The sequence below is a fragment of the Microbacterium arborescens genome (assembly GCF_049707515.1).
In the GTDB taxonomy this organism is placed as follows: Bacteria; Actinomycetota; Actinomycetes; order Actinomycetales; family Microbacteriaceae; genus Microbacterium; species Microbacterium arborescens_B.
Genome location: NZ_JBNAFI010000002.1, coordinates 393,323 through 406,775 on the forward strand (window position 1 = coordinate 393,323; position 13,453 = coordinate 406,775).

The 13,453-nt window shown below is 69.4% G+C and carries 14 protein-coding genes; 7 read left to right on the top strand and 7 right to left on the bottom strand.

Annotated features, from left to right (window positions below; all coding sequences use genetic code 11):
• Window positions 1–198: 198 nt before the first annotated feature.
• Window positions 199–1,131, top strand: a complete 933-nt coding sequence (locus ACPYN5_RS05830) for a heme o synthase (protein WP_424448038.1) — start codon at window positions 199–201, stop codon at window positions 1,129–1,131.
• Between the two features lie 245 nt (window positions 1,132–1,376).
• Here the strand turns inward: ACPYN5_RS05830 and ACPYN5_RS05835 are convergent, their stop codons facing one another.
• Together ACPYN5_RS05835 and ACPYN5_RS05840 are read right to left on the bottom strand one after the other, a co-directional pair.
• Window positions 1,377–1,814 (bottom strand): dinucleotide-utilizing enzyme, encoded by a 438-nt coding sequence (locus tag ACPYN5_RS05835; RefSeq protein WP_424448039.1) that lies wholly within the window; start codon window positions 1,812–1,814, stop codon window positions 1,377–1,379.
• A gap of 79 nt (window positions 1,815–1,893) precedes the next feature.
• A complete protein-coding gene (locus tag ACPYN5_RS05840) occupies window positions 1,894–2,862 on the bottom strand; it encodes a COX15/CtaA family protein (protein ID WP_424448040.1) in 969 nt (322 codons plus the stop codon).
• Between the two features lie 245 nt (window positions 2,863–3,107).
• Here ACPYN5_RS05840 and sufB point away from each other — a divergent pair, with 245 nt between their 5' ends.
• From sufB to ACPYN5_RS05870, 6 genes are all read left to right on the top strand, one after another.
• Window positions 3,108–4,526, top strand: coding sequence for a Fe-S cluster assembly protein SufB (gene sufB / locus ACPYN5_RS05845; RefSeq protein ID WP_424448041.1), 1,419 nt, complete (start codon window positions 3,108–3,110; stop codon window positions 4,524–4,526).
• 1 nt (window position 4,527) lies between these two features.
• The gene (gene sufD, locus ACPYN5_RS05850; protein WP_424448042.1) at window positions 4,528–5,712 is read left to right on the top strand and encodes a Fe-S cluster assembly protein SufD; all 1,185 of its coding nucleotides are present in this window, start codon (window positions 4,528–4,530) and stop codon (window positions 5,710–5,712) included.
• Complete coding sequence (locus tag ACPYN5_RS05855) at window positions 5,709–6,050, top strand: non-heme iron oxygenase ferredoxin subunit (protein WP_424448043.1); 342 nt, start codon at window positions 5,709–5,711, stop codon at window positions 6,048–6,050. Before sufD ends, ACPYN5_RS05855 begins: the two co-directional genes overlap by 4 nt.
• 15 nt (window positions 6,051–6,065) lie before the next feature.
• Window positions 6,066–6,836, top strand: coding sequence for a Fe-S cluster assembly ATPase SufC (sufC, locus tag ACPYN5_RS05860; RefSeq protein WP_424448044.1), 771 nt, complete (start codon window positions 6,066–6,068; stop codon window positions 6,834–6,836).
• 20 nt (window positions 6,837–6,856) lie between these two features.
• A complete protein-coding gene (locus ACPYN5_RS05865) occupies window positions 6,857–7,186 on the top strand; it encodes a metal-sulfur cluster assembly factor (protein ID WP_424448045.1) in 330 nt (109 codons plus the stop codon).
• 139 nt (window positions 7,187–7,325) lie between these two features.
• Window positions 7,326–8,504 carry a MalY/PatB family protein gene (locus tag ACPYN5_RS05870; RefSeq protein ID WP_424448046.1) on the top strand — a complete coding sequence of 393 codons (1,179 nt, stop codon included), beginning with the start codon at window positions 7,326–7,328 and terminating at the stop codon, window positions 8,502–8,504.
• Between the two features lie 15 nt (window positions 8,505–8,519).
• On the opposite strand, the gene ACPYN5_RS05875 is transcribed toward ACPYN5_RS05870, so the two are convergent.
• Genes ACPYN5_RS05875 through ACPYN5_RS05895 form a run of 5 tightly spaced genes read right to left on the bottom strand, consistent with a single transcriptional unit; the run spans window position 8,520 to window position 13,442 of the window.
• Window positions 8,520–9,425, bottom strand: coding sequence for a siderophore-interacting protein (locus ACPYN5_RS05875; RefSeq protein ID WP_424448047.1), 906 nt, complete (start codon window positions 9,423–9,425; stop codon window positions 8,520–8,522).
• Between the two features lie 10 nt (window positions 9,426–9,435).
• Window positions 9,436–10,278, bottom strand: a complete 843-nt coding sequence (locus ACPYN5_RS05880) for an ABC transporter ATP-binding protein (protein ID WP_424448048.1) — start codon at window positions 10,276–10,278, stop codon at window positions 9,436–9,438.
• Window positions 10,275–11,327, bottom strand: a complete 1,053-nt coding sequence (locus tag ACPYN5_RS05885) for a FecCD family ABC transporter permease (protein WP_424448049.1) — start codon at window positions 11,325–11,327, stop codon at window positions 10,275–10,277. The genes ACPYN5_RS05880 and ACPYN5_RS05885 overlap by 4 nt, the downstream gene beginning before the upstream one ends.
• Window positions 11,324–12,376 carry a FecCD family ABC transporter permease gene (locus ACPYN5_RS05890; protein ID WP_424448050.1) on the bottom strand — a complete coding sequence of 351 codons (1,053 nt, stop codon included), beginning with the start codon at window positions 12,374–12,376 and terminating at the stop codon, window positions 11,324–11,326. The genes ACPYN5_RS05885 and ACPYN5_RS05890 overlap by 4 nt, the downstream gene beginning before the upstream one ends.
• A gap of 25 nt (window positions 12,377–12,401) precedes the next feature.
• Window positions 12,402–13,442, bottom strand: a complete 1,041-nt coding sequence (locus tag ACPYN5_RS05895) for an iron-siderophore ABC transporter substrate-binding protein (protein WP_424448051.1) — start codon at window positions 13,440–13,442, stop codon at window positions 12,402–12,404.
• Window positions 13,443–13,453 lie beyond the last annotated feature (11 nt).

The window sequence follows — 13,453 nt, forward strand, 5'->3', positions numbered from 1 at the left end:
TGCGCATGCCGCTCCGCTATCAGGAAGGGAGGGTGTCGGCGCTGGCGCGCGTATGACCTCAGCATAGCGATGGCGCCCGTCGGCCGGGGCCGCTCGAGTCGCCGTGTGACGGACGTGGTAGACGGGCGCCGGGGCGGAGGTCCGACGCGGCGCATGCCCTAGACTGGACAGGTTCACAGCGGTGAGATGCGGGGAGCGATGGACATCACGACGACGGCGGGATCGGCCTCTGTCGACACCTCTCGCGGCACGTCGTTCGGTGCCACGGTGCGCGCGTACGTCGCGCTGACGAAGCCCCGGGTGCTCGAGCTCCTGCTGGTGACGACCGTGCCCGTCATGATCCTTGCGGCCGGCGGCTTGCCGAACCTGTGGCTCGTGCTGGCGACGGTGGTCGGGGGAGCGATGAGCGCCGGGTCGGCCGCCGCGTTCAACATGTACCTCGACCGCGACATCGACGCGCACATGAAGCGCACCGAGAACCGTCCGATCGTGACCGGCGAGGTCTCGGCTCGCGGAGCACTCGTCTTCGCATGGACGCTCGCCGTGGCATCCACACTCTGGCTCGCCGTGACGACCAATTGGGTCGCGGCATCCCTCAGCGTCTTCGCCATCTTCTTCTACGTCGTCATCTACACGATGATCCTCAAGCGCCGCACCGAGCAGAACATCGTGTGGGGCGGCATCGCGGGGTGCTTCCCGGTCGTGATCGGCTGGTCCGCCGTGACCGGCACGCTCTCGTGGGCGGCGCTCATCCTGTTCGTGCTCGTCTTCCTCTGGACGCCGCCGCACTACTGGCCGCTGTCGATGAAGTACAAGAACGACTACGACGAGGTCGACGTGCCCATGCTGGGCGCCACTCGCAACAGCTCGCAGGTCGGACTGCAGGTGATCCTGTACGCCTGGGCCACCGTGGTGTGCTCGCTCCTGCTGATCCCGGTGGCCCCCATGGGCCTCGTGTACAGCGTCTCCGCCGTCGTTTTCGGCGGCTGGTTCCTGTACGAGTCGCACCGCCTGTACAACCGCGCGGTCCGTGGCGAGCAGGCTCGCCCGATGCGCGTCTTCCACGCGTCGATCACCTACCTGACGCTGGTCTTCGTGGCCATCGCGGTCGACCCGCTGCTGCCCTTCTGACCTCGCGCGGCAGCGCGGCGCGACGCTGAATCCGTTCCCGGGGAAGCGTCGCCGGGGCTGCGCATTCGGCAGAGGCTGGCCCAAGTCGAACGGAGATGCGGCAGTTCCCGCCGAGTGGACCAGGCGGGGCGCATACGCCGATCGGCCGTCCTCCCCAGCACCGGGAGGCCCGGGTGGGGAGAACGGCCGATCTGTGCGATACGCCGGCGGTCCCGACGGTGCCGGCGTCGTCGGTGTGGCGCGGGTCAGCGCTGCGGGGCGTCCGTGGGGATGTCGTTCGCGGGCGACTCCAGGGTGGACGTCGTCGACGCGTCGACCGCAGGGGCGTCGATGACGGACGTCCCGGTCGTCTCGGCCGGCACAACCGTCGCCTGGTCGGCTGCGCCGGGTGCGTCCTGCTCGGCGACACCGCGGGGCGGGGTGGCGACGAGCGAGCGCAGCGCGGCGACGGCCAGCGCGAGGGCCAGCCCGACGATGCCGGCACCGACGAGGATGCCGCCGAACACGCCCCAGATCTGGCCGACGTACACGTCGACGCCGGTGGCGGTGTTGTCGAGGATGGTCGTCTGCATGTTGCCGAGCTTGTCGACCAGGATGTAGGCGCCACCGCCGATCGCGGCAACCGATCCGGCGATGAGGATCCAGAACGGGATGCTGCGGACGAGGCGGGGGTGAACGGTCATGGTGCTCCTTCGTGTCGCGGCCACCGATGGCGGCCTCGAACACTCTGCGGGGCCGACCTCGGCGACTCCCTTGCGGAGCCTATGAGGATTCTGTGCGCGCGAACTCGCGTTCGACGGCGGGCGCCACACTCGACAGCGGAGCTTTCAGCGACATCACGACGGCGACCATCGCAGCGACCAGCGCCACGGCGAGGACCATGTGGATGTTCACGAGGACGATCGGAAGACCCGTTCGGGCCTGCCAGATGCCCACGGCGATCTGCAGCAGTTCGACGCCGAGCAGGAGCCCCGTCCAGCGCTGCAGACGCGTCGTGCGGGGGAGCCGGACCGCGCCCGAGACCAGCACGAGCGTCAGGACGAGGGTGACGTAGGCCGGCCAGCTGTGCACGTGCTGCCAGAAGATGGGGTCGAGCCCGTTGCGGGCGGCGGCGTCGTCACCGGCGTGCGGGCCGGCTCCGGTGAGGAGGATGCCGACGACGACGGTGACCGTCACAGCGAGCGTCGTCAGGTGCGTGAGGATCGCATAACCGCGCGGAACCACCCGCACGCGGGGGCCGGGCGCCGCGTACAAGCGGACCAGGAACGTCGTCGCGACCGCCACGAGGGCGGCCGAGATCAGGTAGTGGAGCCCGACGATGCTCGGGTGCAGGTGGAGCCAGACGGTGACGCCGCCGACGACGGCCTGCACGATGATCCCGAGGCCCACGAGGGAGCTCAGCACGGGCAGCTCACGGCGCGTCGCGCGCAGCCGGATGACGGAAAGGAAGGCCAGCAGGGCCACGATCACGAGCACACCGGTCAGCGTGCGGTTGCCGAACTCGATGATGCCGTGGATGCCCATCTCCGGCGTCGGCGTGAGCGACCCCGCCGTGCAGTACGGCCACGTCTCGCATCCCATGCCCGACCCCGTCAGGCGCACCAGGCCGCCCGTGCCGACGATCCCGATGTTCGTGATCACGAGGAGCCAGCCCATGACCCGGGTCCACCGGGTGATGGCGGTCGGCATGATCGTCGTGACGAGTCCGGGACGGCTTCGGACCTGGGACATCGCACTCCTCCGGGGGCGCTCGATCCGCGCCTCGTACGTTCCGGGCTAGGCCCGCGGGTGGGGGCGTTGCCTGTAGAATCGGGTGTATTCGGGATGGCGGCGCGTGTGCACGTCGTCCCTCATAGTCTAGGCGCGGCACCCGCGTCCATCAGGCCCGCGAATCGGCATTCCCGTCCACGTGACTCCCAGGGGAGTCGGGAATGCCGGGACGGATGACACCGTTGCGGTGCGAGGAGGAGGAAGTCATGTCGGATGTGCTGATCGACCGACCGGAACTCGAAGGCCTGGGGGTGTACGAGTTCGGCTGGCACGACACGGATGCCGCAGGCGCTGTCGCGCAACGCGGCATCAACGAGGACGTCGTCCGGGGGATCTCGGCCCTCAAGAACGAGCCGGAGTGGATGCTGAAGACCCGTCTCAAGGGCTACCAGCTGTTCGGCCGCAAGCCGATGCCGACGTGGGGCGCCGACCTCAGCGACATCGACTTCGACAACATCAAGTACTTCGTGCGCTCCACCGAGAAGCAGGCGCAGTCGTGGGAGGACCTCCCGGCTGAGATCCGCGAGACGTACGAGAAGCTCGGCATCCCCGAGGCCGAGCGCCAGCGCCTCGTCGCCGGCGTCGCCGCGCAGTACGAGTCCGAGGTGGTGTACCACCAGATCCGCGAGGACCTCGAGCAGCAGGGTGTCATCTTCATGGACACCGACACCGCGCTGCGCGAGCACCCCGAGTTCTTCGAGGAGTACTTCGGCACCGTCATCCCGGCTGGCGACAACAAGTTCGCCGCTCTGAACACCGCCGTCTGGTCGGGCGGCTCGTTCGTCTACGTCCCCAAGGGCGTGCACGTCGAGATCCCGCTGCAGGCGTACTTCCGCATCAACACCGAGAACATGGGCCAGTTCGAGCGGACGCTGATCATCGCGGACGAGGACAGCTACGTCCACTACATCGAGGGCTGCACGGCTCCGATCTACAAGAGCGACTCGCTGCACTCCGCCGTCGTCGAGATCATCGTGAAGAAGAACGCCCGCGTGCGCTACACGACCATCCAGAACTGGTCGAACAACGTCTACAACCTCGTCACCAAGCGCGCCGTCGCCCACGAGGGCGCGACGATGGAGTGGGTCGACGGCAACATCGGCTCGAAGGTCACGATGAAGTACCCGTCGATCTACCTCATGGGCGAGCACGCCAAGGGCGAGACCCTGTCGGTCGCGTTCGCCGGTCCCGGCCAGCACCAGGACGCCGGCGCGAAGATGATCCACATGGCGCCGTACACGCAGTCGTCGATCGTGTCGAAGTCGATCGCCCGTGGCGGCGGTCGCGCCGGCTACCGCGGCGAAGTACGAGTCGATGCCAACGCGCACCACTCGGCGAACACCGTGCGCTGCGACGCCCTCCTGGTCGACACGATCTCGCGTTCCGACACGTACCCCGCGATCGACATCCGCGTCGACGACGTGCAGCTCGGTCACGAGGCCACCGTGTCGAAGGTGTCCGAGGAGCAGCTGTTCTACCTCATGAGCCGCGGCATGCCCGAGGACGAGGCGATGGCGATGATCGTGCGCGGCTTCATCGAGCCGATCGCTCGCGAGCTCCCCATGGAGTACGCCCTCGAACTCAACAAGCTCATCGAGATGGGCATGGAAGGCAGCGTCGGCTGATATGACGAGCGTCACCCAGGCCCCCGCCGTCGGCGAGAAGGGTCACATCGACCCTGCGGCGGCATTCGTACCGGTTCAGACGCGATCCGAGCGTCCGGCGTCGTTCGACCCGGCCGACTTCGGCATGCCGACGGGCCGCGAGGTCAACTGGAAGCACACGCCGATCGATCGGCTGCGCGCCCTGCTGGTCGACGAGCCCGGTCCGTCGGGCGTCGTGTCGGTCGAGGTCACCGCCCCCGCCGAGCTCGAGCAGGCGCGGCTCCGCGTCGGTGAGGCACCGCGCGGCGAGGTCTTCCGTCCCGAAGACCTCCCGAGCGCCATCGCCTGGTCGCAGGAGGCCGAGGCGCCGCTGCTGCGTATCCCCGCCGGGGTCGAGCTCAGCGAGCCGGTCGTCGTGCGGCTGCACGGCAACGGCGGTCTCGCTCACGCGCACGTCGTGATCGAGGCCATGCCGAACGCTCGCGGCACCGTCATCCTCCGCCACGAGGGAACCGCCGCGCACGCGCAGAACGTCGAGATCATCGCCCGCGACGGCTCGGCGCTCACGGTCGTGTCGCTGCAGCGCTGGGACGACGACGCCGTGCACGCCGCTGCGCATCAGGCGCGCGTCGATCGCGATGCGTCGCTCACCCACGTCATCGTGAGCCTCGGCGGTGCCGTCGTCCGCGTGAACCCGTCGCTCGAGCTCGCCGGTTCCGGTGCCGAGGGGCGGATGTACGGCCTTTCGTTCGCCGACTCCGGTCAGCACCTCGAAAGCCAGGTCTACCTGCACCACAAGGGGCCTCACACGGTCGGTGACGTCCTCTACAAGGGCGCCCTGCAGGGCGAAAGCGCGCACAGCGTCTGGATCGGCGACGTGCTGATCGGCCCGGATGCCGTCGGCACCGACTCGTACGAAGCGAACCGCAACCTCGTGCTGACCGATGGAGCCCGGGCCGACTCGATCCCGAACCTCGAGATCGAGACCGGTGACATCCAGGGCGCCGGACACGCGAGCGCCACCGGCCGTTTCGACGACCAGCAGCTGTTCTACCTGCAGGCGCGCGGCATCCCGGAGGCCGAGGCGCGTCGCCTCGTCGTCCTGGGGTTCCTCGCCGAGATCGTCCAGAAGATGGGCGTCGACGAGCTCGCGGGGGAGCTGCTCGAGGCCATCGAGGCCGAGCTCGCCACCGGAGCCGAGGCATGACCGCGCAGAAGGTCCTCAAGCTCAGCTCGCTGGAGCAGGACACGGCAGTCCGAGTCGTGATCGACAAGGTCCCCATGGCCGTCGTGCTCGACGGCAACGGCGAGGTCCACGCGATCGGCGACGTCTGCACCCACGGCGACATCTCGCTCGCCGAGGGCTTCGTCGAAGGCGACACGCTGGAGTGCTGGGCGCACGGCTCGGCCTTCTCGCTGCGCACGGGGCAGCCCCTCAACCTCCCGGCCTACGAGCCGGTCCCTGTTTACGAGGTCACGATCGACGGGGACGACATCCTCATCGATCCCACGGTCATCCGTGACACGACCAGCGATGTGAAGTGAAGTAAGGAACCCGACATGTCTGTTCTCGAGATCCGCGACCTGCACGTGACGGTCGAGACCGAGGCGGGGGCCACCCCCATCCTCAACGGCCTGACCCTGACGGTGCGCACGGGCGAGACCCACGCCATCATGGGCCCCAACGGCTCGGGCAAGTCGACGCTCGCCTATGCGATCGCCGGACACCCCAAGTACACCGTCACCGGCGGCTCGATCACGCTCGACGGCGACGACGTCCTCGCGATGTCCGTCGACGAGCGTGCCCGCGCGGGCCTCTTCCTGGCGATGCAGTATCCCGTGGAGGTCCCCGGGATCACGGTCACCAACTTCCTGCGCACGGCGAAGACCGCTGTCGCGGGCGAGGCTCCGGCCATCCGTTCGTGGACGAAGGACGTCAAGCAGGCGATGGCCAACCTGCGCATGGACCCGAAGTTCGCGCAGCGCAACGTCAACGAGGGCTTCTCGGGCGGCGAGAAGAAGCGTCACGAGATCCTTCAGCTCGAACTGCTGAAGCCCAAGATCGCCGTGCTCGACGAGACCGACTCGGGTCTCGACGTCGACGCGTTGAAGATCGTCTCGGAGGGTGTCAACCGCGCGAAGTCGGAGACCGACCTCGGTGTGCTCCTCATCACGCACTACACCCGCATCCTCCGCTACATCCAGCCGCAGTTCGTGCACGTGATGGTCAAGGGCCGCATCGTCGAAGAGGGTGGGCCGGAGCTCGCCGACCGCCTCGAGGAAGAGGGCTACGACCGCTTCCTCGACGCCGACACGCCCATCGACGCCTGACGGACGCGTAGGATCGTTACATGACCGCAACACTCGCGCCCGACAAGTACGACGAGGTCACCGAGGCTCTCAAGGACGTCATGGACCCGGAGCTCGGGATCAACGTCGTCGACCTGGGACTCATCTACGACCTCGCGTGGGACGACGAGAACGACGCACTCATCATCCACATGACCCTGACGTCCGCCGGCTGCCCGCTGACCGATGTGCTCGAAGAGCAGACGGCGCAGGCCCTCGACAACGTCGTGGACCGTTTCCGCATCAACTGGGTGTGGATGCCGCCGTGGGGTCCCGAGCGCATCACCGACGACGGGCGCGACATGATGCGCGCGCTCGGCTTCGCGATCTGACGGGTTCAGCGACCTGACGGGTCTCACCCGGGAAGCCCCCGTGGCCGCCGCACCGGCGGGCACGGGGGCTTCGTCGTCCGGTGTCGTCATGCGGCGACACCTTCGGGCGTCAGCGGGACGCCGCGATTAGGCTCGCCGGATGAGCATCCAGCCCCTCGACGCCCTCCCGCTCGAGACGCTGCGGCGACGGTCGAGCACGAAATGGCGATCGTTCCCGCACGACGTCATCCCGATGTTCGTCGCCGAGACGGACTTCGCCCTCGCCGAGCCGATCACGCGTGCCCTGCGCGAAGCGGTCGAGATCGGCGACACGGGCTACACCCCGCCGCAGCCCGGCATCGCGGAGGCGTTCGTCGGCTTCGCCGAGCGTCGCTGGGGGTGGACAGTCGATCCCCAACGCGTCCGATGGACGGGCGATGTCATGATGGGGGTCGTCGAACTCCTCCGTGCGACTGTCGAGCCCGGCGATCGAGTGGTCGTCAACCCGCCGGTGTACCCGCCGTTCTTCGACACCGTGGCCGAGGCGGGCGCGATCGTCGAGGAGGTCCCGCTGACCGACACCGGGTCGGGGTGGGAGCTCGACCTGGACGGCATCGAGCGCGCTCTGACCGGGGGAGCCCGTGCGGTGCTGCTCTGCAACCCGCACAACCCGACCGGAACAGTGCACTCGGCCGCGTCGCTGCGGCGACTGGCTGCTCTCGCGCACCGACACGGCGCCGTCGTCATCAGCGATGAGATCCACGGCCCGCTGGCCGGCCCCGACGTTCCGTTCTCGCCGTTCCTCACCGTGTCGCCGGAAGCTGCCGAAGTCGGCTACGCGGTGACGAGCGCGTCGAAGGCCTACAACCTCGCGGGGCTCAAGTGTGCGCTGATGGTGACCGCGTCGGACGCGAACGCCGACGTCGTGCGCGGTCTTCCGTGGGAGGTCGAGTGGCGCACGGGACTGTTCGGGGCACTGTCGACGATCGCCGCCTTCTCGCCCGAGGCCGATGCATGGCTCGACTCGCTGCTCCTGCGGCTGGATGTCAACCGGCGTCTCCTCGGCGACCTGCTGGCGGAGCATCTTCCGCGGGCCCGCTACCGGATCCCTGAGGCGGGGTTCCTCGCATGGATCGACGTGTCGGAGTACGGGTGGGGCGACGACCCGGCGGATCCGATCCGGGAGGGGTCGCGAGTTGCGCTGCATCACGGCCCGTTCTTCGGAGCCGAGGGAGCGGGCCACGTGCGTTTGAACTTCGGGTGCGGGCCGGAGGTGCTTCGCGAAGCCGTGGCCCGCGTCGGTGCGTTCGCTCGAGCAGGCTCGCTCAGCCCGGCCTGACGAGGAGTCCGGGGCTCAGTTCTCCGAACGCCCGAGCCGCCAATATCCCATGAACGCCACGGCGCGGCGGTCGACGCCGACGACGCCGACCAGGTGCCGGCGCAGCGTCTTGATGGCCGAGGCCTCGCCCGCGAGCCAGGCGTACAGCGGCGCGCGCTTGAGAGCAGCACCGCCCTTCGCCGTGCGCGGCACCTCCCACAGGATGTCGGCGTCGACGTCGATCTCCTCGACCTCGGCGCCGATCCCCGCCGGGGCGAGACGGACGGCGACGTCCTCGACCGCTGCGACCAGGTGGCGGTGACGATCGCCCTCGCCGCTGCGCGCAGCGATGCGGCGTTCGAAGCCGGGGTGGTGGGGGAGATAGGCGAGGTCCGCGGTCGTCGGCACCTCGAGCACGACCGTGCCTCGGGCCTCGGGCGGCAGCTGCTCGAGGATCACGGCGATGGCCGGGGCCGCGGTCTCGTCACCGGCGAGCAGGATGGCATCGGTGTCGGCGGGCGGGACGAAGTCGATCCCGTAGCTCACGCCGACGTGCGAGGTGGTGGGCGCGAGGATCAGGACCTCGTCGCCCACGCGCGCGTTCGCGATCCACGCCGACGCGGGCCCGAGGACGTCGTGGGCGACCATGTCGATGTCGACCTCGCGACGGTCGGGCCGCACCGCGCGCGTCGTATAGGTGCGCATCACGGGACGGGCTTCGGGTGCGAGCGCGCGCCAGCCCTCGTACCAGTCGGCTCCGGTGGGCATGGCGTCGATCGAGGCGGTGTCAGTGGGGAAGAGGAGCTTGACGCGCTGGTCGAACCCGGGATCGCCGTAGTCGCCGAGATCGTCGCCGCGGAAGGTGAACCGGCGGAAACTCGGGGTGAGGTCGGTGATGGCCGCGACGGAGACGCGGAAGAAGTCGAGGGGAAGTCGGGACATGGTGTTCCAATCAGCCGGCGTGCGCGCCGCCGGCGTCGGCCGTCGTCATCGCGGCGGGCACGTGGTGGCGGCCGATGGGCAGTACGAGCGGACGTCCGGTGAGCGGGTCGGGGATGATGCGGCTGTCGAGGCCGAACACGGCGCGCACCGTCTCGGCGGTGAGCACCTCGCTCGGGTCGCCGGCACCGTAGAGGTGCCCGCCGGCCATGGCCACGAGGTGATCCGCGTAGCGGGCGGCGAGGTTGAGGTCGTGCAGGACCATGACGATCGTCGTGCCGCGGTCGCGGTTGAGATCGGTGAGCAGGTCGAGGACATCGATCTGGTGGCTGACATCGAGGAAGGTCGTCGGCTCGTCGAGCAGCAGGAGATCGGTCTGCTGCGCCAGTGCCATCGCGATCCAGACGCGCTGCCGCTGGCCGCCCGACAGCTCGTCGACGGAGCGGTCGGCGATCGCCGCGGTGTCGGTGGCCTCGAGCGCCGCCGCGATCGCCTCGTCGTCGGCCCGTGTCCAACGCGCGAGCGGGCCGTGGTGGGGCGTGCGTCCCCGGCTCACCAGGTCGGACACGGCGATGCCTTCCGGCGCGATCGGCGATTGCGGAAGCAGACCGAGGTCGCGTGCCACCTGCTTGGTGGGCAGGCGATGGATGTCCTTCCCGTCCAGGAGGACCGATCCCGCCCGAGGGGTGAGCAGGCGCGCCATCGACTTCAGCAGCGTCGACTTGCCGCAGGCGTTGGCGCCCACGATCGCCGTGATGCGGCCACCGGGGACGAGGAGGTCGAGATCATCGACGATGATCCGGTCGCCGTAACCCAGGCGGACGCCACGGGCTTCGAGGGTGCGGTCGGCGGTCATAGGGAGCCTCCCGAGCGGCTGCTGCGGATGAGAAGGAAGATGAGGTAGGGGGCGCCGAGGACGCCCGTGACGACTCCGACGGGGAGACGCAGGCCGAGCAGGTACTGCGCGGTCAGGTCGGCGACCAGCACGAGCAGCGAGCCGAACAGCCCGGCCGCGAGGACCGGTGACCCCACGGGTCCCAGCATCCGGGCGGCGATCGGTCCGGACAGGAAGGCCACGAACGAGATCGGTCCTGCTGCTGCGGTCGCGAAGGCCAGGAGCGCGACGGCGGCGATGATCAAGAGGATGCGGCGACGCTCGACGGGCACGCCGAGTGCCGCTGCCGCCTCGTCGCCGAGGCGCATGAGCTCCAGGTCCCGCGTCAACCACAGCAGCGCCGGAACGACGAGCACCATCGTGAGGGCGAGGGGGAGCGCCTGATCCCACGACGCGCCGTTGAGGTTGCCGGTGATCCACCGCATCGCGGCCTGCAGGTCCCATTCGGCCGCGCGCGAGAGCACGTACGACACGATGCTGTTGAAGATGGCGGCCACGCCGATCCCGATGAGGATGAAGCGCGCTCCGGCCCCACCGTCCTTGAAGGCGAGCAGGTAGATCATCAGCGCTGTGACGAGGGCGGCGACGGTGGCGATCAGCGAGACCCCGGTCTCGCCGAGCGAGAGGAAGACGATGCCCACGACCGCCGCGGCGCTGGCGCCCGCGTTCACGCCGATGATGTCGGGGCTGGCGAGCGGGTTGCGCAGCATCGTCTGGAACACGGCGCCGCCCATGCCGAAGCACAGGCCCGTGAGCAGTGCGACGGTCGCCCGTGGCAGCCGCAGCTCCCCGACGGTGAAGGACGCACCGGGCACGGTCTCCCCGGTGATCACCCCCCATACCTCGGCCGGGGAGTAGAACGTCTGGCCGACCATGAGCGACAGCGCGTACATGGCGATCACGGCAGTCAGGAGCACGCCGATCACGATGCGCCGCCGTCGGGCGCGTCGGGCGCGGCCGCCGACGACGATATCGATCGTCGAGCGGGTCGCGGCGCTTGTCGCGGTCACAGGGCACGCATCCGCTGTCGGCGCACGATGGCGATGAAGAAGGGGGCGCCGATCAGCGCGGTCACGATCCCGACCTCGACTTCCTGCGGCCGGGCGATGACCCGGCCCACGATGTCGGCGACGATCAGGAGTCCACCGCCGACGAGAGCTGAGACGGGCAGCAGCCAACGATGGTCGGGGCCTACGAGCAGCCGGCAGATGTGCGGGACGATGAGCCCGACGAACCCGATGGGACCGGCGACCGCCGTCGCGGCGCCGCAGAGGACGACTGCTCCGAGGGCCGCCACGAGACGTGCCGTGCGCACGCGCTCGCCGAGGCCGGCCGCCAGCTCGTCGCCGAGAGCGAGGGAGTTGAGCGCGCCGCTGGCGGCGAGGCAGACGATCATGCCGACCGCGAGGAAGGGCAGGACGAGCAGGATCTTCTCCGTCGTCGCGCCTCCGACGCCGCCGACCTGCCAGAACCGGAACACGCTCATGACGTCGATGCGGGGGAGGAGGATCGCGCTGATGAGCGAGGTGAACGCCACGGCGGTGGCTGCTCCTGCGAGGGCGAGCTTGAGCGGGCTCGCGCCGCCCCGCCCGAGCGACCCGATCGTGTAGACGAAGACGGCGGCGACGGCGGCTCCGATCATCGCGAGCCAGATGTAGCCGAAGGCGCTCGTCACTCCGAAGAACGCGAGCCCGATGACGACCGCGAGCGACGCGCCGCCGTTGATCCCGAGGATCTGCGGGTCGGCGAGGGGGTTGCGCGTGACGCCCTGCATGACCGCGCCCGAGACGGCGAGGGCGGCGCCCACGATGAGGGCCAGCAGCGTGCGGGGGATGCGCTTGGACACGGCCGCCGCCGAGGTCGTGTCGACACTGCCGGTCAGTCCGGACACGATGTCGTCGAATGAGGCCGTCCGTGCCCCGAAGGTCACCGAGACGACGGTTGCGACGAGGACGAATGCCGCCAGGACGATGAGCCAGACGACCCGCCGCCGCCGCGAGCCGCGCCGCGGGGGCGCGCTCACGGCGGCGGGGGCCGTCGTCGTGGTCGGAACGCTCACGGCATCCGACGCCGTGAACGTGAGATCACGAGGTGGCCTTCGCTGCCGCTGCCCCGATCAGGTCGACGTACTCCGACGTCAGGGGATCGGTGATCGACAGCGGGCTCGGGTTCGCCGCCGCGGCGAGGGGGGCGTTGGCCGAGGGCAGGACGACGACGGCGCCGGATGCGACCGCCGGGATGCGTGAGAGAAGCGGATCGGCCTGCATCGCGGCGAGCGTCGTGTCGTCGCCGTAGGTGACGAGCACCTGCAGGTCGGCGAACCGCTCGATCTCCTCGGTGCTGTTGGTGATCCAGAACTGATCGGTGCCCTTCGACTGCTCAGCGACGGTCGCAGCGGGGGTGAGTCCGAGGTCTTCGAGGAAGAGCGGGCGGGGGTCGGCGGTCGAGTAGAACCCGATCTGGCTCAGATCGGTGGCGTCGAACGAGCTGAAGAGAGCGGTCTTGCCCGCGATGTCGGGGTAGGCGCCGGTGAGTTCTCCCAGGTGGGTCGTGAGGTCATCGACGAGCTTCTCGGCCTCGTCCTTCAGCCCGAGGGCCGTGCCGTTGATGACGGTCAGCTCCTGCCAGCTGGTTCCCCACGCGACATCCGGGTACGCGACGACCGGGGCGATCTTGCTCAGGGTTTCGTAGTCGTCCTGGCTCATCCCCGAGTAGGCGGCGAGGATCACGTCGGGCTGCGTGTCGGCGACGGCTTCGAAGTCGATGCCTTCGGCCTCGTCGAACAGCACGGGCGTCTCGGCGCCGAGGGCGTCGAGCTTGTCCTTGACCCAGGGGAGGATGCCGTCACCGTCGTCATCGCCCCAGGTCACGGCGGGCATGCCGACGGGAACGACGCCGAGCGCCAGCGCGGCCTCCTGGTTGCCCCACGAGACGGTGGCGACGCGCGTCGGCTTGCTCTCGATCGTCGTCTCACCGAATGCGTGGTCGATGGTCACGGGGAAGGCGTCGGACGACGCATCTCCGGACGAGGCGGGAGCGGCGTCGGGCGCGGCTGTCGAACCGCAGCCGGCGAGGAGCAGGGTGGCGGCGATGACGGCTGCGGCGGCTGTGCGGATGCGGGGCACAGGGTCCTCCA

What these genes read in the sequence shown, in the direction of transcription:
- sufC (WP_424448044.1), top strand. Translation starts at nt 6,066, where the DNA reads ATGTCTGTTCTCGAGATCCGCGACCTGCACGTGACGGTCGAGACCGAG.
- ACPYN5_RS05830 (WP_424448038.1), top strand. Translation starts at nt 199, where the DNA reads ATGGACATCACGACGACGGCGGGATCGGCCTCTGTCGACACCTCTCGC.
- ACPYN5_RS05855 (WP_424448043.1), top strand. Translation starts at nt 5,709, where the DNA reads ATGACCGCGCAGAAGGTCCTCAAGCTCAGCTCGCTGGAGCAGGACACG.
- ACPYN5_RS05875 (WP_424448047.1), bottom strand. Translation starts at nt 9,425, where the DNA reads ATGTCCCGACTTCCCCTCGACTTCTTCCGCGTCTCCGTCGCGGCCATC.
- sufD (WP_424448042.1), top strand. Translation starts at nt 4,528, where the DNA reads ATGACGAGCGTCACCCAGGCCCCCGCCGTCGGCGAGAAGGGTCACATC.
- ACPYN5_RS05840 (WP_424448040.1), bottom strand. Translation starts at nt 2,862, where the DNA reads ATGTCCCAGGTCCGAAGCCGTCCCGGACTCGTCACGACGATCATGCCG.
- ACPYN5_RS05880 (WP_424448048.1), bottom strand. Translation starts at nt 10,278, where the DNA reads ATGACCGCCGACCGCACCCTCGAAGCCCGTGGCGTCCGCCTGGGTTAC.
- ACPYN5_RS05835 (WP_424448039.1), bottom strand. Translation starts at nt 1,814, where the DNA reads ATGACCGTTCACCCCCGCCTCGTCCGCAGCATCCCGTTCTGGATCCTC.
- ACPYN5_RS05870 (WP_424448046.1), top strand. Translation starts at nt 7,326, where the DNA reads ATGAGCATCCAGCCCCTCGACGCCCTCCCGCTCGAGACGCTGCGGCGA.
- sufB (WP_424448041.1), top strand. Translation starts at nt 3,108, where the DNA reads ATGTCGGATGTGCTGATCGACCGACCGGAACTCGAAGGCCTGGGGGTG.
- ACPYN5_RS05865 (WP_424448045.1), top strand. Translation starts at nt 6,857, where the DNA reads ATGACCGCAACACTCGCGCCCGACAAGTACGACGAGGTCACCGAGGCT.